The sequence below is a fragment of the Flavobacterium plantiphilum genome, from assembly GCF_046000495.1.
Lineage (GTDB): Bacteria > Bacteroidota > Bacteroidia > Flavobacteriales > Flavobacteriaceae > Flavobacterium > Flavobacterium plantiphilum.
On sequence record NZ_JBELQA010000005.1, the window covers coordinates 131,046 to 155,772 of the forward strand.

General features: G+C 35.0%; 22 protein-coding genes and 2 tRNA genes. 20 read left to right on the top strand and 4 right to left on the bottom strand.

Annotated features, from left to right (window positions below; all coding sequences use genetic code 11):
• The first annotated feature begins 353 nt into the window (after nucleotides 1-353).
• The 7 genes from ABS764_RS10010 (at nucleotide 354) to ABS764_RS10040 (ending at nucleotide 8,316) form a co-directional block, all read left to right on the top strand.
• The gene (locus ABS764_RS10010; RefSeq protein WP_408081653.1) at nucleotides 354-1,124 is read left to right on the top strand and encodes a tetratricopeptide repeat protein; all 771 of its coding nucleotides are present in this window, start codon (nucleotides 354-356) and stop codon (nucleotides 1,122-1,124) included.
• A 115-nt stretch (nucleotides 1,125-1,239) separates the two neighbouring features.
• Nucleotides 1,240-5,775, top strand: a complete 4,536-nt coding sequence (dnaE, locus tag ABS764_RS10015) for a DNA polymerase III subunit alpha (protein ID WP_408081654.1) — start codon at nucleotides 1,240-1,242, stop codon at nucleotides 5,773-5,775.
• 217 nt (nucleotides 5,776-5,992) lie between these two features.
• The gene (gene trxA, locus ABS764_RS10020) at nucleotides 5,993-6,310 is read left to right on the top strand and encodes a thioredoxin (protein ID WP_026708908.1); all 318 of its coding nucleotides are present in this window, start codon (nucleotides 5,993-5,995) and stop codon (nucleotides 6,308-6,310) included.
• A 126-nt stretch (nucleotides 6,311-6,436) separates the two neighbouring features.
• Complete coding sequence (locus ABS764_RS10025) at nucleotides 6,437-7,363, top strand: DUF58 domain-containing protein (RefSeq protein ID WP_408081655.1); 927 nt, start codon at nucleotides 6,437-6,439, stop codon at nucleotides 7,361-7,363.
• A gap of 86 nt (nucleotides 7,364-7,449) precedes the next feature.
• Nucleotides 7,450-7,523: transfer RNA gene (locus ABS764_RS10030), tRNA-Asp, on the top strand.
• 427 nt (nucleotides 7,524-7,950) lie between these two features.
• Nucleotides 7,951-8,024 (top strand) — tRNA-Asp (locus tag ABS764_RS10035).
• Nucleotides 8,025-8,076: 52 nt separating this feature from the next.
• Nucleotides 8,077-8,316 (top strand): GIY-YIG nuclease family protein, encoded by a 240-nt coding sequence (locus tag ABS764_RS10040; protein WP_408081656.1) that lies wholly within the window; start codon nucleotides 8,077-8,079, stop codon nucleotides 8,314-8,316.
• A 198-nt stretch (nucleotides 8,317-8,514) separates the two neighbouring features.
• Here ABS764_RS10040 and ABS764_RS10045 read toward each other — a convergent pair whose 3' ends face one another.
• On the bottom strand, nucleotides 8,515-9,015 hold the full coding sequence (locus ABS764_RS10045) for a DUF456 domain-containing protein (protein WP_408081657.1): 501 nt from the start codon (nucleotides 9,013-9,015) through the stop codon (nucleotides 8,515-8,517).
• Nucleotides 9,016-9,142: 127 nt separating this feature from the next.
• Here ABS764_RS10045 and ABS764_RS10050 point away from each other — a divergent pair, with 127 nt between their 5' ends.
• Nucleotides 9,143-9,619 carry a hypothetical protein gene (locus ABS764_RS10050; RefSeq protein ID WP_408081658.1) on the top strand — a complete coding sequence of 159 codons (477 nt, stop codon included), beginning with the start codon at nucleotides 9,143-9,145 and terminating at the stop codon, nucleotides 9,617-9,619.
• Nucleotides 9,620-9,699: 80 nt separating this feature from the next.
• On the opposite strand, the gene ABS764_RS10055 is transcribed toward ABS764_RS10050, so the two are convergent.
• Both ABS764_RS10055 and ABS764_RS10060 read right to left on the bottom strand, forming a co-directional pair.
• Nucleotides 9,700-10,797 (bottom strand): glycosyltransferase family 2 protein, encoded by a 1,098-nt coding sequence (locus ABS764_RS10055; RefSeq protein WP_408081659.1) that lies wholly within the window; start codon nucleotides 10,795-10,797, stop codon nucleotides 9,700-9,702.
• The gene (locus ABS764_RS10060; RefSeq protein ID WP_408081660.1) at nucleotides 10,794-11,738 is read right to left on the bottom strand and encodes a hypothetical protein; all 945 of its coding nucleotides are present in this window, start codon (nucleotides 11,736-11,738) and stop codon (nucleotides 10,794-10,796) included. The genes ABS764_RS10055 and ABS764_RS10060 overlap by 4 nt, the downstream gene beginning before the upstream one ends.
• A 55-nt stretch (nucleotides 11,739-11,793) precedes the next feature.
• Here ABS764_RS10060 and ruvC point away from each other — a divergent pair, with 55 nt between their 5' ends.
• From ruvC to ABS764_RS10120, 12 genes are all read left to right on the top strand, one after another.
• Entirely contained in the window at nucleotides 11,794-12,348 is a 555-nt protein-coding gene (gene ruvC, locus ABS764_RS10065) for a crossover junction endodeoxyribonuclease RuvC (RefSeq protein WP_408081661.1), read from the top strand.
• 58 nt (nucleotides 12,349-12,406) lie between these two features.
• A complete protein-coding gene (gene hemW, locus ABS764_RS10070) occupies nucleotides 12,407-13,555 on the top strand; it encodes a radical SAM family heme chaperone HemW (protein ID WP_408081662.1) in 1,149 nt (382 codons plus the stop codon).
• A 250-nt stretch (nucleotides 13,556-13,805) separates the two neighbouring features.
• Entirely contained in the window at nucleotides 13,806-14,555 is a 750-nt protein-coding gene (locus ABS764_RS10075) for a cyclase family protein (RefSeq protein ID WP_408081663.1), read from the top strand.
• On the top strand, nucleotides 14,552-14,953 hold the full coding sequence (locus tag ABS764_RS10080; RefSeq protein ID WP_408081664.1) for a GNAT family N-acetyltransferase: 402 nt from the start codon (nucleotides 14,552-14,554) through the stop codon (nucleotides 14,951-14,953). Before ABS764_RS10075 ends, ABS764_RS10080 begins: the two co-directional genes overlap by 4 nt.
• The gene (locus tag ABS764_RS10085; RefSeq protein WP_408081665.1) at nucleotides 14,950-15,312 is read left to right on the top strand and encodes an MmcQ/YjbR family DNA-binding protein; all 363 of its coding nucleotides are present in this window, start codon (nucleotides 14,950-14,952) and stop codon (nucleotides 15,310-15,312) included. Before ABS764_RS10080 ends, ABS764_RS10085 begins: the two co-directional genes overlap by 4 nt.
• Before the next feature lie 123 nt (nucleotides 15,313-15,435).
• Nucleotides 15,436-16,443: a LacI family DNA-binding transcriptional regulator gene (locus ABS764_RS10090; protein ID WP_408081666.1), complete on the top strand. Its 1,008-nt coding sequence runs from the start codon at nucleotides 15,436-15,438 to the stop codon at nucleotides 16,441-16,443.
• 89 nt (nucleotides 16,444-16,532) lie between these two features.
• Nucleotides 16,533-17,675, top strand: a complete 1,143-nt coding sequence (locus tag ABS764_RS10095) for an iron-containing alcohol dehydrogenase (RefSeq protein ID WP_408081667.1) — start codon at nucleotides 16,533-16,535, stop codon at nucleotides 17,673-17,675.
• A gap of 11 nt (nucleotides 17,676-17,686) precedes the next feature.
• Complete coding sequence (locus ABS764_RS10100; RefSeq protein WP_408081668.1) at nucleotides 17,687-18,616, top strand: dihydrodipicolinate synthase family protein; 930 nt, start codon at nucleotides 17,687-17,689, stop codon at nucleotides 18,614-18,616.
• Nucleotides 18,616-19,659, top strand: coding sequence for a 4-hydroxythreonine-4-phosphate dehydrogenase PdxA (pdxA, locus tag ABS764_RS10105; protein ID WP_408081669.1), 1,044 nt, complete (start codon nucleotides 18,616-18,618; stop codon nucleotides 19,657-19,659). The genes ABS764_RS10100 and pdxA overlap by 1 nt, the downstream gene beginning before the upstream one ends.
• Nucleotides 19,660-19,662: 3 nt before the next feature.
• Nucleotides 19,663-20,814 carry a four-carbon acid sugar kinase family protein gene (locus ABS764_RS10110; protein WP_408081670.1) on the top strand — a complete coding sequence of 384 codons (1,152 nt, stop codon included), beginning with the start codon at nucleotides 19,663-19,665 and terminating at the stop codon, nucleotides 20,812-20,814.
• A gap of 12 nt (nucleotides 20,815-20,826) precedes the next feature.
• The gene (locus ABS764_RS10115; RefSeq protein ID WP_408081671.1) at nucleotides 20,827-22,395 is read left to right on the top strand and encodes a sodium:solute symporter; all 1,569 of its coding nucleotides are present in this window, start codon (nucleotides 20,827-20,829) and stop codon (nucleotides 22,393-22,395) included.
• Between the two features lie 189 nt (nucleotides 22,396-22,584).
• The gene (locus tag ABS764_RS10120) at nucleotides 22,585-23,253 is read left to right on the top strand and encodes a PH domain-containing protein (RefSeq protein WP_408081672.1); all 669 of its coding nucleotides are present in this window, start codon (nucleotides 22,585-22,587) and stop codon (nucleotides 23,251-23,253) included.
• Nucleotides 23,254-23,336: 83 nt separating this feature from the next.
• Here the strand turns inward: ABS764_RS10120 and ABS764_RS10125 are convergent, their stop codons facing one another.
• A complete protein-coding gene (locus tag ABS764_RS10125) occupies nucleotides 23,337-24,725 on the bottom strand; it encodes a hypothetical protein (RefSeq protein WP_408081673.1) in 1,389 nt (462 codons plus the stop codon).
• Nucleotides 24,726-24,727: the final 2 nt, after the last annotated feature.

Sequence of the window (24,727 nt, forward strand, 5' to 3'; positions counted from 1 at the left end):
TTTTATTTATTAAGTTGTGTTTGTAACAATTTTGAACGGGATTATGTTTTGTGAATTTTTAGGTTTTTATAAAGAAATGTTTGTTTATGTTTAATAAAATGTTAAATATAGAACTGAAAACGTAGAAATAATTAATGTTTGGAGAAGGAAGACGTTAGCTGTAGTGTTTTTTATATTTGAAAATAAATCAGTCGATTATCTTTTTTATTTCTGAAATTATTTCGATAAAATATTACGACAACCAAAAAAACATAAAAGTTAATTAAGTAGTTCATTTTAATATTCTTTTGTGGTTAAATTATAAACAGCTATGTGTTTCATAAGGTTTATCTTTGTAGTTTAAAACTTTAAAAATGTTCGGGAATATCTTTCATAATTATCAATTTTTACTAAAGACGGCTAAATTTTCATTGATGGTCGTAAGTATCCTGAATTCTTTTCAGATTTCTAGTCAGATACGTACTGTTTACAGTACCATTGAAACTAAAAATGTCTTGTATTATAAGGTGGAAGAGATTGTAAAAATGACTTTTGGCGGAACTACTACCCGTTATACAGTATCTGATTTAAGTTTGATTAATAAGGTTGATTTAGGTCCTGATAATATTAGAATTATTACTCCGGTCTATAAAGATAAAAGTTATAAGAGGCGTTACTATATAGAAACAAGAAACATGAGTTCAGTTTCTGATAAAAACAGGGAGCCTACCAGTCTTCTTGAAATTAGTATTGAAAGCAGAAATATTGAAATTTCGAATAATGCCGAAATAGACCAGGAATCCCTAGCGTTGGTAATTGGAAAAATTGCTAAAATAGAAACTGTACCTGTTAAAACGGAAACGAAGGCAGAGAACAGAGATTTTATCCTGATAAATGTTGCTGATGTCTATGAACGGGTACTCGAAAAAGGGTATAAATCAGCTTTTATGGTGAAAAAAGTAGCTGATTATTATTATTTTAAAGATCAGATGGACAAAGCTGTCAAATGGTATGAAGAGTTGTTTGCGCTGAGCAGTGATTTAGAAGCAATGTACTATTATCGATTTGGTAATGCATTGCTAAAAACCGGAAAAACTGAAAGAGGTAATGCTATGGTTGAAAAATTCAATCAGCTGGTTGAATAATTTTAGTTTTGTATTTTTTGTTGATAACTTCCCCTTATTTACCTCTAAAAAAATAACTAAATTTGGAATTCTTATTTTGTGATATTGCAGAATTTTAACTCCTTCATTTACAGCTATGTATTTAATATTCGATACAGAAACAACCGGATTGCCAAAAAACTGGAATGCTCCGATAACCGATTCTGATAACTGGCCAAGATGTATACAAATTGCCTGGCAGTTGCATGATGAGATGGGAAGTCTTATCGAACATCAGGATTATTTGGTCAAACCAGAAGGATTTAATATTCCTTATGATGCCGAACGTATTCACGGAATTTCAACTGAATTAGCAGAAGCTGATGGGATTTCTTTGAGTGAAGTTTTAGAAAAATTTAATATTGCATTAGGTAAAGCCAAATTTATTGTGGGTCAGAACTTAGGTTTTGATATTAATATTATGGGAGCGGAGTTTTACAGAATGGGAGTCGATTCGCCTATGGATTCGATGCCGGTTTTGGATACCTGTACTGAGGTAACAGCTAATTTGTTGAAATTGCCCGGAGGTCGTGGGGGAAAATTCAAGTTACCTACTTTAACAGAGTTACACGAATATTTATTCAACGTTCCTTTTGCGGAAGCGCATAATGCCACAGCCGATGTGGAGGCAACTACGCGTTGTTTCTTAGAATTAATTAAAAGAGAAGTTTTTACTAAGGAAGAACTGGACGTTCCGGCTTCTTATTTTCAGGATTTTCAAAATAAGAATCCGAAAGAGATTCAGCTCATCGGATTAAAACATATCAATTTAAAAGCGGCTTCGGATAAAATTCGGGAGCAGCTGAAAAAAACGCAACAAAACGTTTCGCAAACTACTATTTCGGCAGCGGATAAAAGAGATTTTTCAGCGGCTAAGTTTGCTCATTTGCACAATCATACGCAGTTTTCGGTTTTACAATCCACAATTGGAATAGGGCCGTTAGTTTCAGCTACCGCTAAAAATGGTTTTCCAGCCGTTGCAATGACCGATACTGGAAACATGATGGGGGCTTTTCATTTTGTGAGTGCAGTGATGAATCACAACAAAGGAGCTTCGGCTAAAAATAAAGCTTTGGTGGAAGCCGGAGAAGAGCCAACAGAAACTGAAATAAAACCTATTGTAGGCTGCGAGTTTAATATTTGTGAAAACCATACCGATAAGTCCAAAAAAGATAATGGATATCAAGTGGTTTTGTTGGCAAAAAATAAAAAAGGCTACCATAATTTGGCTAAAATGGCATCCATTGCTTATGTAGATGGTTTTTATTACGTTCCTCGAATTGATAGAGTCGTAGTTGAAAAGTACAAGGAAGACATCATGGTTTTGTCGGGGAATTTATACGGAGAGATTCCGAGTAAAATTCTGAATATTGGAGAAAACCAAGCCGAAGAAGCTTTAATTTGGTGGAAAGAACAGTTTGGAGATGATTTCTATCTTGAAATCATGCGCCACAATCAGGAAGATGAAAACAGGGTGAATAAAACCTTGATTGAATTTGCTAAAAAACATGACGTAAAGTTAATTGCAACTAATAATACCTATTATTTAAATAAAGAGGATGCTAATGCGCACGATATTTTATTGTGTGTAAAAGATGGTGAAAAACAAGCAACGCCAATTGGTCGTGGACGTGGTTATCGCTACGGTTTGCCTAATCAGGAATATTATTATAAGTCGGGTGATGAGATGAAAAATCTCTTTGCCGATTTACCTGAGGCTGTAATTAATATTCAGGATATTGTGGATAAGGTCGAAATTTACTCTCTTTACCGGGATGTATTGCTTCCTAAATATGATATTCCTCAGGAGTTTGTGGATCCTGAAGATGAAAAAGATAATGGTGTACGAGGAGAAAATGCTTATTTGAGGCATTTAACCATGGAAGGAGCTAAAAGACGCTATGGCGATATTACTCCCGATATTCAGGAACGATTGGATTTTGAATTACTTACAATTTCCAATTCGGGTTATCCGGGTTATTTCCTGATTGTACAGGATTTCATTGCCGAAGCTCGAAAAATGGATGTTTCGGTAGGTCCGGGTCGTGGATCGGCAGCGGGTTCGGCGGTTGCTTATTGTCTCGGAATTACAAATATTGACCCTATTAAGTATGATTTGCTTTTTGAGCGTTTCCTGAATCCGGATCGTGTGTCCATGCCCGATATCGATATTGATTTTGATGATGAAGGTCGTGGTCGTGTAATGGATTATGTAATTAAAAAATACGGGGCCAATCAGGTGGCGCAGATTATCACTTATGGTAAAATGGCAACCAAATCAGCTATTCGTGATACGGCACGTGTGCTGGATTTACCACTTTTTGAAGCGGATAGAATTGCCAAATTGATTCCGGCTATGATGCCGGGTAAGTGGAATCTGGCTCGTTTCCTTTCTGAATCAGAAGATGAGGTTAAAAAAGCATTAAAAGGTGCCGATGAATTTGAACTTGTAAAACAATTAATCGGAATTGCCAATGAAGATGATTTGGCTGGAGAGACGATTCAGCAGGCGAAGATTTTGGAAGGTTCGATGCGAAATACGGGTATTCATGCCTGTGGAGTTATTATCACGCCTTCGGATATTACCAATTATGTTCCGGTAACTACAGCTAAAGATTCCGATTTATATGTTACCCAGTTTGATAACTCGGTTGCGGAAAGTGCTGGATTACTGAAAATGGACTTTCTGGGTCTGAAGACCCTAACTTTGATAAAAGATACTGTAAAACTGGTTAAGTATAGAACAGGAATTGAATTAAATCCGGACAACTTCCCGATTGATGATGAAGCAACTTATGCGCTTTTCCAAAGAGGAGAAACAGTCGGTATATTCCAATACGAATCACCCGGAATGCAAAAATACATGAAGGACCTAAAACCAACAGTTTTTGGGGATTTGATTGCGATGAATGCTTTGTACCGACCGGGACCTTTAGAATATATTCCTTCTTTTGTCAGAAGAAAAAACGGAGAAGAGGAAATTAAATACGATCTTGATGCCTGCGAAGAATATTTAGGAGAAACTTACGGAATTACGGTGTACCAGGAGCAGGTAATGCTTTTGTCCCAATCGTTAGCCGGATTTACTAAAGGTGAAGCCGACGTATTGCGTAAGGCCATGGGTAAAAAACAGAAGGATGTACTGGATAAAATGAAGCCTAAATTCGTTGAACAGGCTTCTGAAAAAGGGCATGATGCCAAAATTCTGGAGAAAATCTGGAAAGACTGGGAAGCTTTTGCGAGTTATGCTTTTAATAAATCGCACTCTACCTGTTATGCCTGGATTGCATATCAAACAGCTTATTTAAAAGCTCATTATCCGGCAGAATATATGGCAGCGGTACTTTCAAATAATATGAATGATATCAAGCAGGTTTCCTTTTTTATGGAAGAATGTAAACGAATGGGCTTGCAGGTTTTAGGACCATGCGTGAATGAATCCTATTATAAATTTACTGTAAATGATGATTATGCGGTTCGTTTTGGAATGGGAGCGATTAAAGGAGTAGGAGCCGGAGCGGTGGAAACGATAGTGGAGAACAGAAAAAACGGCAAATACAAATCAATTTTTGATTTGGCTAAACGAATAGATTTGCGTGCAGCCAATAAGAAAGCGATTGAAAATCTGGCTTTAGCCGGTGGTTTTGATGCTTTTGAAGGAACTACCAGAGCCCAATATTTTCATGATGAAGGTGACGGGGTGACTTTTTATGAGAAAGCAATCCGGTACGGTTCTAAGTTTCAGGAAAATGAAAATTCGTCTCAGGTGAGTTTGTTTGGTGAAACCAGTGAAGTGCAAATTGCCGAGCCTGTTGTTCCGCCTTGTGAAGACTGGAGTACGATGGAAAAACTGGCTAAAGAGAAGGAGGTGGTTGGGATTTATATCTCCGGTCATCCGCTGGATGATTTTAGATTTGAGATGAAATATTTTTGTAATGCGAAGCTGGAAGCGCTTAAAAACTTAGAAGCTTATGTGGGTAAAACACTCACTTTTGGCGGAATCATTAATGATGTCCAGCATCGAGTGGCTAAAAATGGTAAGGGTTGGGGGATGTTTTCACTGGAAGGTTATGATGAGAGTTATGAGTTTAGGATTTTTGGTGAAGAATATTTAAAATTTCGTCATTTCTTAATTCAGAACAATTTTACATTTATAAAACTAACGGTCAAGGAAGGCTGGATGAATCAGGATACAGGAAAAAAAGGAGATCCGAGAATTCAATTTGTCGAGATAAAACAATTGCAGGATGTGTTAGAGGCTCTGGCTAAAAAATTAATTGTATTGCTCAATATTAAGGATTTGCAACCGGAATTTATTCATAAACTAAGCCGTCTTTTTAGTGAAAATAAAGGAGATAATCAGGTGACTTTTGAGGTGATGGAAATAGAGAAAATCAAAAAACTGATTGAAACCACCAGTGCTGAGGAAAACGAAGAAGTTGTTTTTGAAGATGAAAGTGAAGATATGGAGGTTTCGGATATTTCCGAAAATAAAGCCGTTCAGGTTACTGAGGTTGAAGAAGTAAAGGTTGTAACCAAATTAAGTATGCCAAGCCGAAGGTTGAAAATTAAAATATCTAATGAATTGTTGCAGGAATTAGAGAAAATGCAGGTAAATTTTAAGTTGAATTAAACCGCTAAATCCTAGCCCTGATGGAAACGGCATCCTTTCTGGCCGGGGTTCGGCCGGAAAGATATAGTGAACAGCAGGAATAGCTGCTAATAATAATTAACAATACATTAATAGCCAAAACTAATTTTGGAATGGTGTTTTGTTGGTTTTTAATTTCTAAATTTGCATAGTGTTTAAGGAATTAGACGTTAGATTTATAAACTTTAAATAAAGAAATATGGCATTAGCAATAACAGACGCTACTTTTGAAGAAGTAGTTTTAAAATCAGATAAACCTGTAATGGTAGATTTTTGGGCAGCATGGTGTGGACCATGTAGAATGGTTGGTCCAATCATTGACGAATTGAGTACTGAATACGACGGAAAAGTTGTGGTAGGGAAAGTTGATGTTGATGCAAACCAGGAATTTGCTGCAAAATACGGAGTGAGAAACATACCTACAGTATTGGTTTTTCATAACGGAGAAGTCGTAGGGAAACAAGTAGGAGTTGCTCCGAAACAAACTTACGCAGATAGTTTAGACGCTTTGTTGTAATCGTAAGATTATAATTTATATGAGAAAAAGGTTTGACGAAAGTCAAGCCTTTTTTTTGTTTGGAAGAGTTTAGAGAATCTGTCATCTTTTCTCTGTTATCTATTATCTTTTTAATACATTTGAGAGATGAAGATAGAATCACAAATAGAAAAAATATCCAGTTTTCAACATTTAGAATTGTTGGCTAATCAGGTTGTGGAAGGTTTTATTTCGGGTATGCATAAGAGTCCGTTTCACGGATTTTCAGCTGAGTTTGCAGAACATAAAGTTTATAATGTGGGCGAAAGCACCAAGCATATTGACTGGAAGCTTTTTGCAAAAACAGATCGATTGTATACCAAACAATTTGAGGAAGAAACTAACCTGCGTTGTCATATTATCATCGATAACTCCTCTTCCATGCATTTTCCCAAATTAAAAGGGAGTCAGCATTTTTATGAAACTAAAATAGGGTTTTCGGTTTTGGCTTCAGCTGTTTTGATGAATCTTTTAAAGAAACAAAGAGATGCAGTAGGCCTAAGTGTTTTTTCGGATACTTACGAATATTATGCTCCTGAAAAGGGAAGTGACAGGCATCATCGGATGATTTTAAATGCACTTGAAAATGTTTTAAAAGAATCAGTTGTCAAAAAAAGTACTGATACAATTACTTATTTGCATCAGATAGCAGAGAAAATGCATCGTCGTTCGATGATTATTCTGTTTACAGATATGTTTCAAACAGCGGATGAGGATAAGTTGTTAAGTGCTTTGCAGCATTTAAAACACAACAAACATAAAGTAATTTTGTTTCATGTTTTTGACGGGAAGACAGAATTCAGTTTTGATTTTGACAATGCGCCCCGAAAATTTATTGATGTTGAAACAGGGGATGAAATTTCAGTTTTTGCCGAAAATGTTAAGTCAGCATATGAACAACAAGTAGCATTATACTTTAAAAAACTTGCTATGAGTTGTGCTCAAAACAAAATTAAGTACGTTCCTGCAAATGTAGGAGAGGATTTTGAAAAAATAATATTAACCTATTTAACTGAAAAACATAACTTTGGGTAATGGGTGAAAAAAAATATTATTATTTTTAATAAAAACACTTGTGTAAACAGAAATCTATTGTATCTTTGCCACCGCAATAAAGCAGAGGTTTGGTAGTTCAGTTGGTTAGAATACATGCCTGTCACGCATGGGGTCGCGGGTTCGAGTCCCGTCCAGACCGCAATATTGGGAAAGCCTTTCGTAACAGAAAGGCTTTTTTTTCCACTATACGGTATTTAAAGCTAGTTGTGTTGTTTGGTTAGCCTTTGTAACGCTAACCGCGGTTTAGTAGTTAGACCAATGAAAAGCTTTTCACTTAATTGTGAATGGCTTTTTTGATTTAAAGGAATTTTTGTTCTAAAATACTTTTATACTTGATCCCTTTTAATCCCTCCTTTTTTTAATAAAATCAAATTATTTATAATTGGTATAAAGCATGCCTGTCATCTCGTCTTTTGGGACGAGACGGGGTCGGAGCCTTTTTGTTTTAAAGACTTTTAAGCATTTTTCTTAGGATTTAGTGATGAAAAAAATATTTGTATTCTTTTTATTTCTCACTTGTTTTTAAATAAAATTATATTGTATATTTGCACTCGCAATAAAGCAGAGGTTTGGTAGTTCAGTTGGTTAGAATACATGCCTGTCACGCATGGGGTCGCGGGTTCGAGTCCCGTCCAGACCGCATTTGCAAAAAGCCTTTCTTAACGGAAAGGCTTTTTTTATTATATTGCATTATGTTTTATGTCTATATTTTATACTCCGCAAGTCTTGATGTTTACTACAAAGGTTTTACTTCCAATGTTAAAGGAAGATTAGAATCGCATTTATTAGGCAAAAGTGAATTTACATCGAGGGCTAATGACTGGACATTAGTTTACATAAACGAATATGAAACCAAACAACTAGCTTTAATTGAAGAAAAGCGACTAAAAAAATTAAATAGAACATCAATCCAAAAATTAATACAAGGTTAGAAGATATGCTTGTCATCTCGTCTTTGGGACGAGACGGGTTCGAGTCCCGTCCAGACCGCTAAAAATTGTTAAAAGCGATTCAGAAATGAATCGCTTTTTTTTTTGTTATTAATTAGCTGTTCTCTCGTTTTAAGAACGAGATAAATTTGCAAAAAGCCTTTCTTAACGGAAAGGCTTTTTTACAGCTGAAATTTTTAGTCAGAAAAGAATCTCTTTATAGCGCCAGACAATGGAAATAAATATTCCAAAGTAAATCACGCACAACATAAACTGAATAAAACCTGAGGCTAAAATAGCTAAAACAGATCCGGTTGCAGCTCTTAGTGCCTGTTGTGTATTTTTTGAATCAAAAAAGAGCTCACCAATCAATGCTCCTAAAAACGGACCAATTATAAATCCTAACGGAATAGGAGTTAATAAGCCAACAACAAGTCCAATATTTGTTCCCCAAATTCCTGCCTTACTACCGCCAAATCGCTTAGTCCCTTTGGCAGGTAAAACATAATTAGCAATCGAAAAAAGAATTACAACCAGAAGGCTTATTCCTAAAACCCAGTAGTTAACCGGGATTGCACTTGTAAAATAAAGCAGTGCAATTCCCAGCCAGCTGATGCTGATACCTGGCAGCACCGGTAAAAAGCTGCCTAATATTCCAATAAACATACATGCTAAACCTAATATTAGTAGAAAAATATCCATAAATTAATTTTTAGTAATTTTGAAAAAAATAAAATTACAGAAAGTTAAAGATTATTTGCTTTCCAAAGCATCTCAAAAAAAATAATTGTATTTTTATAAAATATTGTTCCAATTCAAATTCTAAACCTTGAAGCATTATTACTTTTTTTTACTTTTTATTCTAATCGCTTCCTGTCAATACTTCGAGAAGCAAGTGCCGTCAGAAAAAGAATTATTACAAAAAGAACTGAAAGCCATTAACTGGAAAGAAGTAGATGAGTACCCTTCTTTTACAGATTGCGATAAATTAGAAGATAAAATACAACGCAAACAATGTTTTTTTGAATATTTGACCCAATTAATACAGGAAAAATTACAAGTAGACACCCTGTCTGTTTTGTATCCTGAATTGGATACAATTGAAGTCAAAGTAACTGTTTTTCCGGATTCCAGAATGCAATTTGAACCACAGTTTCCTAAAGATTCTGCTGCTTATGACACGATAAAAATTGACAGTATTTTGCATGCCCGATTGGTTGATTTTCCTAAAGTAAATCCGGCTATCAAACAAGGGATTCCTGTAAAAACCCAATTTATTCTTCCTGTTATTATTAAAGTAGAATAGTTGTTTTAGAAGCTATTCCTGCTGTCCACTGTATCTTTTATACCGAACACCGGCATAAAAGGATGCCGTTCCCATCAGGGCTAAAACCGTCTTCCTTTCCATTCGTATTTTCCAAATAAGGAGTACAAAGCGACTCCAGCACTAAAAAAAGGATACAACAAACTGCTTAAAACCAAATAGTGCATTTTCTTTTGGGTTAAAAATTGATGGGTTTTATAAATCAAAATACTATCAATAGTAAATTTTAAACAGAATAATATAAAAATATTAAGAAATGGAATAAAATCCGCAACCCATAACGCATAACTCAAAACCAAAATAAAATTCCCTATAAATACAACTAATCCTAAAGTAATTCCGAAATTACTCTGATATGAACTCGTTTTAGAAGCCCAACGGATTCTTTGGTAAAATAAAGATTTCCAATCATCCAAAGGTTTTGTGCTAACAATGTTATTTTCAGATTTTAGATAATGCACTTTTTCCGGAAATTGTTTAATAGCTTTTTGAAGCAGAAAAACATCGTCGCCGCTGGCAATGTTGTTGTTTCCTTCAAAACCATTAAGTACTTCAAATAGTGATTTGGTGTAAGCAAAATTAGCTCCATTACACATAAAAGCTTTTCCTATCCCGAAACTGCCAATAGTTGCTCCTTGCAGACTAGCTAAGTCTAGTTGCTGAAAATGATGTAAAAAAGAATTATTGCATTCATAAGTCACCGCTCCAGCAATCATAGCAACTTGATGCGTTTGTATGTAATTATCTAAACTTAAAAGCCAGTTTTTGGGAACTACACAATCCGCATCGGTGGTAATAATCCATTCGGTATTTATTTGTTTTATGGCTGTGGTTATTGCATCTTTTTTAGGAGAATTGGAAAGTCGAATATTGTCGATTATGGAAATCTGAAATTTGAAGTCTGAAAGCTGAAATCTGAAATCTGAATCGTCATCTACTAAAACCACTTCAAACAAATCCATTGGATAATTCATTCTCGAAATACTTTCTAAAAGAATAGGTAAATTCTCTGCCTCATTCCGGAAAGGAACTACAATTGTAAAAGTGGTCTTTGGTTTTAAACTAATAGTATCATAGTTTTTTACTTTGGTAAACCCATAAATTAAAAGCAAAATGCTCGCTACATATACGCTCAATATGATGGTTAGCAGAAACATCATGCAATTTTTTCGGATTTGAAATTCAACACATAATAACTCCCAATAATAACAGGAATAACGACATTAAGAAACCACATCAAGGTGGAAATGAAAACCACAATCCATTCGTTTACGCCTAAAATTCCAAAGAAATAAATGGCAACACTTCCTTTTACGGCAAAGTCTAAAAACTGGAAAGTAGGTAAAGAGGAAGCTAAAAAGTAAACACTGGCAACGGTCGCTATAAGCGTGAGATAAGGCAAATGAACATCAAAAGCTAAAAACAGGAAATAGTATTGATGTGAAAAAACAAGATAGCGGCAAGTCCCTAAAAGGATATTTTTTTGATGAATGTTTTTGGGAATTTCTTTGATTTTATGAATGAGTTTTTCTATCGAATAGCCTTTAATTGTTATTTTTTTTATCGAAAAAAGAAAAGCGATAACAGCAAGCAATATTCCAAAAAGTAGCAAAACAGTTCTTGGAGTAATCACATTAAAAAGAGAATTAAAATACAGTAAACCAAATAATCCAAAAATCACGGTTAAAACCATTTGGATTCCGTTGCAAATTAGGTTTAGGAAAACCACTTTTTTAGCTTCTGATTTTTTGAAAAACAATGCTTTTCCGGCATATTCGCCTACTCCGTTTGGTGTAAATAATCCCGCTGTTAAGGCTGCCAGCACTTGCTGAGTGGATTCGGATACTGAAATTTTACGAATGTACTGTGCCAGATTTTGCCATTTTAGAATTTCAAAATAGCGATTCAAAACACTCAGTGACAGAATAAAAAGAATCCCTGAAACCGATTGATTTTTTTTGAATAAAATGATGAATTTTTGCCAGTCCAGTTGGTCGTTATTCGCCAGTTGGTTGTAAATAAAATAAAAGGCGCCACCTACAATCAGAATTTTGATTAGAAGTACGAGGAATTGCTTAGTTTTGTGAGGAATTGAAATCATTGTTGCAAAGAAACGAAAACTTTAATTTTTGTTCTTTAATCTTTAAATAAATCTTTTGGCTAACGAACGCATCATATTAGGAATTGACCCCGGAACAACCATTATGGGTTTCGGTTTGATACGTGTGATCAATAAAAAAATGGAATTCGTTCAGCTTAACGAATTACAATTATCTAAATATGACAATCATTATCAAAAACTAAAAATCATATTTGAGCGTACCATCGAGTTAATTGAAACCCATTGTCCGGACGAAATTGCTATTGAAGCTCCTTTCTTTGGTAAAAATGTACAATCGATGCTGAAATTAGGTCGTGCACAAGGTGTGGCTATGGCAGCAGGACTTTCGAGAGGGATTCCCATTACAGAATACGAACCGAAGAAGATAAAAATGGCGATTACCGGAAATGGAAACGCCAGTAAAGAACAGGTGGCTAAAATGCTGCAACAGCTTTTAGGACTGAAAGAGTTACCTAAAAATCTGGATTCCACCGATGGTTTAGCTGCTGCAGTTTGTCACTTTTTCAATTCCGGAAAAGTGGTAGCTGGCAAAAGCTATTCTGGTTGGGATGCTTTTGTAAAACAAAACGAAGAACGAATTAAAAAATAGTGTTCGGTATTTGCTGTTCTGTTTGCAGAACTGATTACAGACCACTGACTACTATAAAATGAGCGGAATCTACATCCATATCCCTTTTTGCAAACAGGCTTGTCATTATTGTGATTTTCATTTTTCGACTTCGATGAAAAAGAAGAATGAAATGGTTTTGGCTTTAGCTAAAGAAATTCAAATGCGGAAAAGTGAGCTTCTCGACTGCGCTCGAAGTGACAAAGATGAGCTTATTGAAACCATTTATTTTGGAGGAGGAACGCCAAGCAGGTTGCAAATTGAAGATTTGAGATTGCTGATGGATTCGATTTATGAGAATTATACTTTTTGCGATAATCCTGAAATAACATTAGAAGCCAACCCGGATGATTTGTCCGAAGAATATTTAATTGCGATAAAACAAATAGGAATTAATCGTCTTTCTATTGGAATCCAATCCTTTTTTGAAGATGATTTGCAAATGATGAATCGTGCGCATAACTCGGAGGAAGCCAAAAAAAGTTTGGAATTAGCTACAAAATATTTTGACAATATTTCCCTGGATTTGATTTATGGAATTCCGGGAATGAGTAACGAAAAATGGTTGCAAAATATAGCAACAGCTTTGGGTTTTGGAATTCCACACATTTCTAGTTATGCTTTGACAGTAGAACCTAAAACGGCCTTGAATAAACTGATTAAAAACGGTAAAATTGATGAACCAAAAGACGAAGTAGCTTCGGAACATTTCATGATTCTGGTAGAAACATTAGAGCGAAACGGATTTGTACATTATGAATTGTCCAATTTTGGCAAGCCGGATTATTTTTCAAAGAACAATTCGGCCTATTGGTTGGGTAAAAAATACATCGGAATTGGTCCTTCGGCACATAGTTACGATGGGATTTCCAGAAGTTGGAATATTGCAAATAATTCGCTTTATATTAAATCTATTTTGGAAAATCAATTGCCCAATGAAACCGAAAAGTTAACAATGGAAGACCGTTATAACGAATATATTATGACGGGATTGCGAACGATTTGGGGTGTTTCATTAGACAGAATTCAGAATGAATTTGGACAAGATTATTTGGATTATTTGGTAAAACAATCCCAAAAATTCCTGAATGATGAGTTGCTTTTTATTGAAAATGATATTTTGAGACCTACTTCAAAAGGAAAGTTTTTGACGGATGGGATTGCAAGTGATTTGTTTATCCTGAATTAATTTCAGGATCTTAGCATTTTAATACTATGATTATGGAAAAAGGATATGTGTATATTTTGACGAAATAATATTGGTTTATTTTGAAGAGTTTGATGATTATTCAGATGCTTTCAAAAGAGAAAAATAATTAAAAAACTGGCATAAAGACTGGAAATTGAATTTGATAAAATTAGTAAATCCAGAATTAAAAGATTTATATTTGAGTTTATAAATGTATCTCATAAGAGATGCTGAAATAAATTCAGCATAAATGTTAGCAAAAATTAGCAATTTCGAAGTCGATTTATCAAAACCTATTGATATTTCCATTCCGTTAACGAATACGGATGAGAACCCTATTGCCTGGTATCTGGATAAACCGGAAATAAAACCTGTTTTTTTTGGAGAATGGATTGGAAGTGTGAAAGATGGTGCTTCGACCAACTTTAATAATATCTTCTTTAATCCGCATGCTCACGGTACACATACCGAGTGTTTGGGTCATATTACTAAAGATTTTTTTAGTATCAATCAATGTTTGAAAACGTTTTTCTTTTTTGGTGAATTGATTTCTGTACAACCGGAAATTCACGGAGATGATTTGGTAATTGCTAAAAATCAGCTTGAGTATCTTTTGAAAAGGAAAACGCCTGAAGCATTGATTATTCGAACCTTACCCAATTCTGGACTTAAAAAACATAAAAATTATTCCAATAGCAATCCGCCTTATTTGTCTGAAGAAGCAGCGGTTTTCATTCGCGAAAGCGGAATTCAACATCTTTTGATTGATTTACCCAGTGTGGACAAAGAGCATGACGAAGGAAAATTATTGGCGCATAAAGCATTTTGGAATGTGAAAGATGTGGATAATCTGAATGTTGATGCCCGATTGAATTGTACTATTACGGAAATGATTTTTGTACCTGATGAGGTGCAAGACGGAAGTTATTTGTTGAATTTGCAAATCGCTTCTTTTGAAAATGATGCCAGTCCTAGTAAACCTGTTTTATACAAAATATGATTACCGTTTGTACCGATAAAAATAAATTAGATATTCCTTTTATTCATGATTTTTTGAAGGATATTTATTGGGCAGCAGGTCGTACTATTGAAGAAGTGCAAACGACAATTGAGCATTCTTTTTGTTTCGGAATTTATTTGGATGACCAACAAATTGGTTTTGCCAGAGTAATTACCGATTATGTGGTTTTTGCTTATTTGATGGATGTTTTTATTGATGAAAAACATAGGGGAAATGGCTATTCGTCACTTTTAATAGATGCTATGATGAACGAACCGGAATTGCAAAACATAAAAATCTGGCGATTAGCTACTACGGATGCTCATTTTTTATATGAGAAATTTGGATTTAAATTATTAGCACATCCGGAGAAATTAATGGAAAAAATAATACTATGAACTTAGAAGATTTTTATGAATATTGTCTTTCCAAAAAAGGGGTTACGGAGCATTTTCCTTTTGATCAGGATACTTTGGTTTTTAAGGTGGGAGGAAAGATGTTTGCCCTTTCGTCGTTAAAACAATGGGAGTCAGGGCAGCCGTCAGTTAATTTGAAATGTGATCCTGAGGTTGCTGTCGAGTGGAGATTGCAGTTTGAAGCGGTTGAACCCGGTTTTCATATGAATAAAAAGCACTGGAATACAGTGGCTATCAATACCGATGTTTCGGATTCATTTTTAAAAGAAATGATAGATCATTCTTACGGTTTGGTTTTTAGTAGTTTAACGAAGAATATTCAAAAGGAATTGCTGAGTTGATTAGGGTTTTTAGATGTTAATCAGAAGTTTTATTATTCTTTTAAGATAATAAAAAAACAAAAGTTTATAAAATTTGTTTTTTAAGATTAAAATTTACATATTTGTCATGTAAACGTTTACATTGTGTCAAATTTAAAGTCAGTAGCAAAGCATTCTAAGGTTTCTATAGCCACAGTATCTAGGGTAATCAACAATGATCCTAAGGTAAGCAAAGCTACTATGCTTAAAGTTATGGCTTCCATTGAGGCCTTAGAATACAAGCCTAATCGGGTGGCACAACGTTTAAGAAGTACCAATAACAAAACTAAATTGTTAGGTTTGGTTATTCCCGATATCCAAAATCCTTTTTTTGTAGATGTTGTCAGAGGTGTTGAAGATTATGCATATCAGAACAATTTTGCAGTTATGATAGGTAATTTTGGACAGGATGAAAAGAAAGAAAAGTTGTATTTGGATATTCTTCAGTCTGAAAATATTGACGGTCTTATAGTGGCTCCTATTCACGGAAAAGATAAAGGAGTTGAGAATCTGGTGAAGAAGAATATTCCTGTAGTTTGTATTGACAGGGGGCTAACGGAGATTGATGTTGATGTAGTAAAAGTGGATAATGAACAAGGTGCTTTTAATGCAATTGATCATTTGTTAAGCATTGGTCATAGAAAAATAGCATTTATTTCGGGAAATTTTAAAATTCCTACTTATATAGAGCGTCTGGCCGGGTATAAAAGAGCCTTAAGTGATTATGGAGTAGCTTTTGACGAAAAATTAATTTTTTCCAGAGACACCGATTATAAAAGTGGATTTGAAATTGCGAATAAGATTTTAGAATTAAAAGAAAGACCTACAGCTATTTTTTCCGGAAATAATTTGTTGACTTTGGGAGCTTTAGAGGCTATTCATGCAAATAAAATTAAGATACCGGAAGAAATTTCAATAATCGGTTTTGATGATATGCCATGGTCTATTTCATTAAATCCGCCGTTATCAGCGGTCCGTCAGCCGGGTTTTAATATGGGAAGAAAGGCTGCTGAAATGATTTATGAAAGAATTTTGAATCCTGAAAAAAACAAAGAAAATATTATATTAAAAACAGAATTAATACTAAGAAAGTCAACTACTCGATTGGAGTAGTTTTTTTATCATTAAAAATGTAAACGTTTACATTTTTAATGATAAAGGATTTTACAGTGTTGAGAATGGAGTGCGTTAAAAAAGAAAGAATGAAAGAAATTGTAATTTTAAATCCTAATCGCGTTGTTTTCGGGGAGGGAAGTATGCAGCGGTTTGTTAGTGATTTTGTTGAAAAGGGCTTTAAAAAAATGTTTCTGTTAAGTATAGCAGAACTTAATAACACTCTGGCTCCTTTTATACAGCAATTACAAGCACACGGAGTTGATGTTTATGTAGATGAAAGTATTGTTGGGGAACCCACATTTGATGATTTTGACAAAATTCTGCTAAAAGCGAAAGATTTTGATGCTGACAGCGTGGTAGGTATCGGTGGAGGAAGTGTATTGGATGTTGCTAAATTAGTAGCAGCACAATTGAAGAATTCTCAAACCTTAGAAGAAGTTAAAGGAAATGGAAATCTAAAGGAAAGACAAACTTATGTCGCTTGTATTCCTACAACTTCCGGAACAGGAAGTGAAGTTTCACCTAACGCTATTTTTGTAAACAATCAAGGAGAAAAAGTAGGTGTTATTAGTCCGTATTTAGTTCCCGACGCAGCTTATATCGATCCTGTATTGACAGTTTTATTGCCTAAAAAAATAACAGCTGCAACAGGAATTGATGCCTTAACGCATTGTTTAGAAGCATATACCAATAAATTTGCACATCCCTTTGTGGATTTGTATGCTTTGGAAGGTGTCAGACTTATTGCAAAATATCTGAAAAGAGCCTGTGACGATGGAACAGACTTAGAAGCCAGAACACAGGTTGCTTTAGGAAGTATGTATGGAGGAATGTGTCTTGGTCCTGTAAACACGGCTGCTGTACACGCTTTGTCATATCCATTAGGAGTAGAATATCATATTCCGCACGGATTATCGAATGCTTTGTTATTGCCGTATGTAATGGAATATAACATAGAAGCTGATTGTAGTAAATATGAAAGAATTGCGGAGGTTTTAGGAGCCGAAAGAAAAGCTTCTTCAAAGGAAACAGCCTTAGAAGGAGTAAAAATCATGAAGCAATTAATTATAGATTGTGGTCTGCCGTTAACTTTGAGCGAGGCAGGAGTTAAAGAAGAATCGATTCCTCAATTAGCCGAAGGAGCTGTTAAAGTACAACGATTATTAAAAAATAATATTAGAGAAATTGCGGTTGATGATGCAATAGCCATTTACAAAGCTGCTTTTTAGTAAAATAAAGAATGAAAAAGAGTAAAAAATATAGTGGAGTAGTTGTGCCAATGGTAACGCCATTGCGCGCAGATAAGAATATTGATCTGGATGCCGTAAGTACTTTAGTTAATCACTTAATTCAGGGCGGATGCCAACCTTTTGTTTTAGGAACTACCGGGGAATCCAGTTCAGTTACTTTCGAAAATAAAGTAGCATTAGTAAAAAAAACAGTTGAAGTTGCTAAAGGAAAAGCAATGATATATGCCGGGATTTCAGGGAATTCTTTTCAGGAATCACTAGAGCAGGCAGATCAATATACAGCATTAGGTGTGGATGTTTTAGTCGCTCATGTACCTTATTATTATCCGTTAAATCAAAATCATATTTTAAATTATTATCAGCAGTTAGCCTCGGCTGTTTCCTTGCCGCTAATTGTGTATAATATGCCTATGACTACTAATATGTCTATTGATTTAGAAACTGCAGATGTTTTGAGTGAGCACCCAAACATTGTAGGTTACAAAGAGTCAGAAAGAGGCGAAGAACGTATGGAAAAAGCCATCGGACTTTGGAAAGATCGCGAAGATTTCTCTTATCTGTTAGGCTGGGCAGCTAAATCATATGAAGGAATGTTGCTTGGAGCGGATGGTTTAGTACCAAGTACAGGAAACCTAACCCCGCAATTGTACAGCATTATTTACGAAAGTGTTCTTTCAGGAAATAATGAAGCAGCACAAAAAGCACAGGAAAAAAGCGATGCTATTTCTAAAGTGTATCAGGAAAACCAGATTTTGTGCAATGCTATACCGATTTTGAAGTTTTTATTGGCTAAATATAATCTATGTTCAAAAGAAGTTTTGCTGCCAATGATAAACCTGAATGAAGAAGAAGAAAAGATAGCCACAGAAAAAATAAACCACTACGGGAACGATTTAAAAAGCTTAAACAGTATTGAATAATGGAGAATAGAAAGCCAGTATTAGGGATAACAATGGGAGATCCCGCAAGTATAGGACCTGAAGTAGCTGTAAAAGCTTTATTGGATTCTAAAGTTTATGAAGTTTGCAACCCCGTTTTAGTAGGTGAAGCTGATGTTTTTGAACAGGCGATTGCTTTTTGTGGTTTGGATTTAAAAATAAACAGAATATCAAAAATTGCCGACGCCAAATTCGAAAAAGGTATAGCGGATGTTTTTGATTTGAATTATATGAATATCGCCGATTTAAAAATGGGCGAAATCACAGCTGAAGCCGGAGACGTGGCTTTTAGGACGGTAGTTAAAAATATCGAATTGGCCTTAGCCGGAGAAATTGACGGAACCGTTACAGGACCAATCAATAAAGAATCCATCCAAAAAGCAGGACACGTTTTTGCCGGGCATACCGAAATCTATGCACATTATACCGATACCAAAAAATACGGAATGTTATTGGTAGAAGAAAATTTAAGAGTGATTCACGTTTCAACGCATGTTTCATTGCGACAAGCTTGCGATTTGGTTAAAAAAGACCGAATTCTGGATACCATTTCGCTTATTGATGATGCCTGTAAAAAATTAGGAGTTATAAATCCTAAAATTGGAGTAGCAGGTTTGAATCCGCATGCCAGTGACGGAGGACTTTTTGGTTGGGAAGAAGAACAGGAAATTCTCCCGGCAGTTCAGGAAGCGTTAAAAAGAGGTTTTAATGTAGAAGGACCAATTCCTGCCGATACCTTGTTTCCAAAAGCTATTGGGGGAGTTTATGATGGCTGTGTGGCGATGTATCACGATCAGGGACATATTCCATTTAAAACAGTTGGATTCAACTGGGATCAGTCTAAAGGACAAATGAAGAGTGTAAGAGGTGTAAATATTACATTAGGTTTACCCATAATCAGAACTTCGGTAGATCATGGTACGGCTATGGAAATTGCAGGAAGAGGCATTGCCAGCCCGGATGCTATGGTTCTTGCTATCGAATATGCAGCTAAACTTCATAAAAATAAACAAGACAATCAATAGAAGATGATAGCGGTTATATCAGATGATTTTACAGGTGCTGCCGAAATTGGCGGAATCGCACTTCGCAACGGATTTTCTGTTACGATAGATACTTGCGTGAATAAAGATTATAACTGTGATGTTTTAGTGATTGCAACTAATACGAGGTCTTTATGTAAAATTGAAGCTCAAAAACAAATTAAAGACGTTACAAAAGAATTACTTAAATTAGGTCCCGATTTTATTTATAAAAAGACTGATTCTTTATTGAGGGGAAAAATTGGAGACGAACTGGAAGTACAATTAGCTATTTCCGGAAAGAAAAAAGTATTGTTAGTTCCAGCTAATCCTTCTATGAACAGGACTATTGTAAACGGGATTTATTATATCAATAATATTCCATTGATGGAGTCTGATTTTTTTGGTGATGAATTTGATAAGGGAACTACTTCAAATGTTTTAGACATGATTGGCGATGATTATAAAGATCAGTCGTTTTCTGTTTCATTGGGACAAAAAATTCCTCAGGAAGGTTTTATAATTGGTAATACACCCACTAATGAAGATTTGATGGGGTGGGCAAATGTAATGGATGATACCATGTTGCCGGCAGGTGGAGCCAGTTTTTTTAATGCTATTCTGGGAAAAATAAAAAAAGAAAAAGAGGTAGAAAAACCGGCATTATTGTTTGGGAAAAAAGCTTTGTATGTTTGTGGAAGCAATCATTTGCCAAGCAGAGAAGTGGTTAGGAAATTGAAAGAAAGCGGAGGAAGCGTTTTATATATGCCAAAAACGATTTTCTGTAAAGAGGATTATCAGGAAACGATTGAAAACTGGGCAAACGAAATCATTCTTGCTGTAATGAAAAATGATAAAGTAATTATTGCTATTGATACTCTGGATTGTGATGATGTTGATAATATTCCGTCTCGAATTAAGGAAATTTTTTCAACTGTAATAAAAAAAGTGCTAGCCAGGGTAAAAGTGGAAGAATTATTGATAGAAGGTGGTGCGACAGCCTATTCTATAATTGAAAAATTAGAATATAAAAAGTTTTACCCGGAACAGGAATTAGCACAAGGAGTAATACGAATGAGAATAGAGCAGGAAAAAGAAATGCATTTAACCCTAAAACCAGGAAGTTATCAATGGACTGAGTCTGTCTGGAAATTTTAATTTTAATAAATTATGAATCAAGCTTCGTTACATTTTATTGATTATCTGATTATCGTCTTATCTCTGATTGCAACTTTTTGGGTTGGAGTTAAGTTTTCTAAAAAAAACACCAATACAGAGCAATATTTTGCCGCCAGTGGAAATATCCCTGCCTGGGCAGTTGGAATGTCTATTTTTGCAACATTAATCAGTAGTGTAACCTTTCTGGCTTATCCGGGAGAAGGATTTAAATCAAACTGGATTTTGCTGGTTCAGGGATTTATGGTTCCTGTAGTTTTGCTGTTTTCTATTCGTTTTATTGTGCCTTTGTACCGCAATGTCATCGGTTTAAGTGCTTATGAATATTTCGAAAAACGATTTGGATATCTCGCCAGAGTCTATGGTTCCTTAGGATTTATATTTGCTCATTTTTCTAAAATGGGTTCTGTACTGTTTTTATTGGCATTAGCCTTATCTTCCATGACCGGATTCGATGCCTTAACGATTATTTGGGTAATAGGTATAGCTATCATTTTCATCACACTTTTTGGCGGGATGGAAGCCGTTATCTGGTTAGATGTTATTCAGGGATTTTTATTAATTTTAGGTGGTATAGTAGCTATAGCTGTCATTATTTTTAAGACAGATGGTGGTTTTGGCGAAATAGTAAGTTATGCTGTGGCGCATGACAAAATAGGTTTTGGTCCTTATGATTTTGATTTTGTTAACCTTACTTTTTGGGTTATGGTCATCAATGGTATTTTTTATGCCATTCAAAAATACGGAGCGGATCAAACGATTGTTCAGCGGTATCTGACCGCTAAATCGGATAAAGATGCTATCCGGGCCTCAATAATGGGGATTGCAATTACAGTGCCTGTGTGGACTGTGTTTATGTTTATAGGGACAGCATTATTCTCTTTTTATGCGTTAAATCCACTAGAACTACCGGCAGGCATTAGTTCTGACGCTGTTTTTCCTTATTTTATTACCACACAATTGCCGCCCGGTTTGGTAGGTTTAATTTTATCGGCATTGATTGCAGCAGCAATATCGAGTTTGGATGCGGATTTGAATTGTTTAGCAGCAGTTGGAGTAGATGATTATTATAAAAGAATCAGACCTCACAGTTCGGGAATGGATCAGCTAAGGATGGGGAAAATTCTGGTAGTGTTAGCCGGATTAGCAGCTGTTTTAGTTGCTACAGTATATGTTTATTCTGGTGAAAACGAGGGGATCTTATCTACTGTTTTTATGTTGTATGCTATTTTTTCAGGGGGGATTGCAGGTATGTTATTGCTGGGACTTTTTGTAAACAGAGCCAACAGACAAGGCTTGAATGTGGGTATTGTTGCCTGTATTTTATTTACTGGTTTTGCTTTGTTAACTTCTACTTCGACAGGATCAGGTGAAGATAAAAAGCTGATTTTGGATATGGGAGCTTATAATTTTACGCAGCACAAATACATGTTAGGAGTTTACAGCCATTTTGTATTGTTTTTTACAGGCTGGATTGCAAGCTATTTCTTTCCAAAGACAGATGTTCCTACTAATCTGACCTATTATGGTTACTTAGAGAAAAAAAGAAAAGGATTGATTTAATTCGGTTCTTTCAAAAAAATATATAGCCTTAGTTTGTCTTAAAAAAACTAAGGCTTTTTTGTGTATTTTTATCAAATAAAATGACAAACTAAAGTCTGAATAATTAACTCATTTTTATGAAATTAGATGTTACTTTTGTAAGGAATTAAATTAACTATTCAATAAAAAGCAAAATAAAAGAAGTCTCACATGAAAGATCAGATTAAAAAATTTTTAAACGAAGAGCAGGATCCTAAAGCTATCGAAAAAATTACTTCAAAGCTGAATGATTTATTGATGAAGAATGAAGAAATAGGCTATATAGGTGTACAGAAAAAACCGGCACTTACGGTTTTTCCCGACAGTATTGTTTTGACCAATAAACGAATCATTATTTGTCAGCCTAAAAATTTAGGACTTTCAATGGATTTTATCGATTATACCTGGGATCAGATCGAAGGCACTTTTGTAAAAGAAAATATTTTAGGTTCTGAATTTTCCTTTTCTACAAAAACAGATATGACAGTATCGATTGATTATATTCCGAAAACTCAGGCCAGAAAGATATTTACGTATGCTAAAGAGCAATTGGATTTTTTAAAAAACAACACTGTTCATAACACAGCAACAACTGCTAAGGATGATAGTGGAGAAGAAGTAGAAGAAATAGAAACTGAAGAGGTCACTCATTATGCTGAGATTATGCCGGCAGTTTCTAATTCTACTGAATCTGCGCCTGCTACAGAAAAGCCAACGAGTGAATTGACTCAGGATGAACTTTTTGCAAAACTACAGAATTACAAAAAACTCCTTGATAACGGATTAATTTTACAAGGCGAATATGATGCCCTGAAAAAAGAAATTTTGAGTTTGATGTAGTTGAAATGGACATTTTTTAAAATACGAAACCCCGATAAATATAAACTTGTCGGGGTTTCGTATTTGGAAAAAATCTTTATTTTTTAGTAAGCACCTAAGTAAAAACTACCAGTAGCTGTTTTTAACTGAGCTCCTTTTTTGATTGTTTTAGCCTTTGTATCTACTATGTAAATGTTACCATCTGCACCTGCAGGAGTTAAAGGAAGATATACATTGTCGCCAATTACACCAATATTTTGGTATTGACCTAAAGTAGTATTTAAACCAGCATTTGTTTCAATTTCTGTAGCTAATTTAGTAGCTGTTTTATCATTTAAGTTGATTAAAGCAATATAACCACCTTCAGTTCCTGAAATAGTATAAAGTACTACCGCAATACCATCTTTAACATATTTCCAGGCTCTAATTTGAGCACCAGTTATTCCTAAAGCAGTGTTTAAGTTAAAATGGTAATTTGCATCATAGTCATAGGTAGTTTTACTAATACGTAAGATATCAGCACCGGAAGTAGCAGTTGCCTGATAAACATGACCATCAGTTCCCACATGTTGTGTCATAGTACGATATCCATGATTGTTAGCTTTTGTTAAGGTAGAAGTAAGAACTCTTGGGTTTCTTAGAGAAGGATAATCTACTACCAATGTTTTTGTACCATCAATATTAGCAGCATCACTTGGCCATGAAGGAATTCCTGAAGTATTTATTGTAGGTGTTCCAGCAGGATTATATTTACTTACATTACATCCGATGTAGATTCTGTCTTTAGCAGCGTTCAATACAGGAACATCAACGCGTCCTACATAATAACCAGCAGCTTTTTCTGCATCGGTGAAAGGGAAATTGAATACAGCTGTATTAGCAATATAGGTGTCATCTAAATTGATTGTTGCAATTTTAATTTCACTTTCTCGCTTTTTGAAAACAAAATTTGGAGCAGTTCCTTCGTATTCTATATCGCCAGCACTAGCATAAACTCCTACTCCAATCCCTTCGGCAGCTTTTACCCAACGAGGAGCTGTGCCAAGGATTGTAGCTGTGTTTACTTCAGAACCTACTTCTTTGTAGTCTCCTTCACCATTAACCTGGTATTTGTTGAAAACACCACCATCAGTTCCAACGTATTGAATGTTATATAAATATTTTCCATCAGCTGATGCTTGTACACGGGCAGTACGTTGTGATTTTAATGCAAAACCATTTACATATTTTTGATTTTCCATTTTAAATAATTCAACAACATAGTTGGGATCAGCTGCGTTTTCTTCAGAAATGGCATAAGCACGCGTACCACCATCACCTGCAGATCCATTTTCATCTGGAAATGATCCTGTTAGAGAAATCCAACGTTTTCCGTCATCTCCAGAATTATTGCCTGAATCGTTGTTGTTATTGTCATCATTGCTACAGCTTCCTAATGTAAGAGCTGCTAAGGCCATACTAAACAATCCTATTTTGAATAGATTTTTTTTCATGA

What these genes read in the sequence shown, in the direction of transcription:
- pdxA (WP_408081669.1), top strand. Translation starts at nt 18,616, where the DNA reads ATGGAGAATAGAAAGCCAGTATTAGGGATAACAATGGGAGATCCCGCA.
- dnaE (WP_408081654.1), top strand. Translation starts at nt 1,240, where the DNA reads ATGTATTTAATATTCGATACAGAAACAACCGGATTGCCAAAAAACTGG.
- hemW (WP_408081662.1), top strand. Translation starts at nt 12,407, where the DNA reads ATGAGCGGAATCTACATCCATATCCCTTTTTGCAAACAGGCTTGTCAT.
- ABS764_RS10120 (WP_408081672.1), top strand. Translation starts at nt 22,585, where the DNA reads ATGAAAGATCAGATTAAAAAATTTTTAAACGAAGAGCAGGATCCTAAA.
- ABS764_RS10010 (WP_408081653.1), top strand. Translation starts at nt 354, where the DNA reads ATGTTCGGGAATATCTTTCATAATTATCAATTTTTACTAAAGACGGCT.
- ABS764_RS10085 (WP_408081665.1), top strand. Translation starts at nt 14,950, where the DNA reads ATGAACTTAGAAGATTTTTATGAATATTGTCTTTCCAAAAAAGGGGTT.
- ABS764_RS10025 (WP_408081655.1), top strand. Translation starts at nt 6,437, where the DNA reads ATGAAGATAGAATCACAAATAGAAAAAATATCCAGTTTTCAACATTTA.
- ABS764_RS10075 (WP_408081663.1), top strand. Translation starts at nt 13,806, where the DNA reads ATGTTAGCAAAAATTAGCAATTTCGAAGTCGATTTATCAAAACCTATT.
- ABS764_RS10055 (WP_408081659.1), bottom strand. Translation starts at nt 10,797, where the DNA reads ATGATGTTTCTGCTAACCATCATATTGAGCGTATATGTAGCGAGCATT.
- ABS764_RS10100 (WP_408081668.1), top strand. Translation starts at nt 17,687, where the DNA reads ATGAAAAAGAGTAAAAAATATAGTGGAGTAGTTGTGCCAATGGTAACG.
- ABS764_RS10115 (WP_408081671.1), top strand. Translation starts at nt 20,827, where the DNA reads ATGAATCAAGCTTCGTTACATTTTATTGATTATCTGATTATCGTCTTA.
- ABS764_RS10080 (WP_408081664.1), top strand. Translation starts at nt 14,552, where the DNA reads ATGATTACCGTTTGTACCGATAAAAATAAATTAGATATTCCTTTTATT.
- ABS764_RS10045 (WP_408081657.1), bottom strand. Translation starts at nt 9,015, where the DNA reads ATGGATATTTTTCTACTAATATTAGGTTTAGCATGTATGTTTATTGGA.
- trxA (WP_026708908.1), top strand. Translation starts at nt 5,993, where the DNA reads ATGGCATTAGCAATAACAGACGCTACTTTTGAAGAAGTAGTTTTAAAA.
- ABS764_RS10040 (WP_408081656.1), top strand. Translation starts at nt 8,077, where the DNA reads ATGTTTTATGTCTATATTTTATACTCCGCAAGTCTTGATGTTTACTAC.
- ABS764_RS10095 (WP_408081667.1), top strand. Translation starts at nt 16,533, where the DNA reads ATGAAAGAAATTGTAATTTTAAATCCTAATCGCGTTGTTTTCGGGGAG.
- ABS764_RS10060 (WP_408081660.1), bottom strand. Translation starts at nt 11,738, where the DNA reads ATGATTTCAATTCCTCACAAAACTAAGCAATTCCTCGTACTTCTAATC.
- ABS764_RS10125 (WP_408081673.1), bottom strand. Translation starts at nt 24,725, where the DNA reads ATGAAAAAAAATCTATTCAAAATAGGATTGTTTAGTATGGCCTTAGCA.
- ABS764_RS10110 (WP_408081670.1), top strand. Translation starts at nt 19,663, where the DNA reads ATGATAGCGGTTATATCAGATGATTTTACAGGTGCTGCCGAAATTGGC.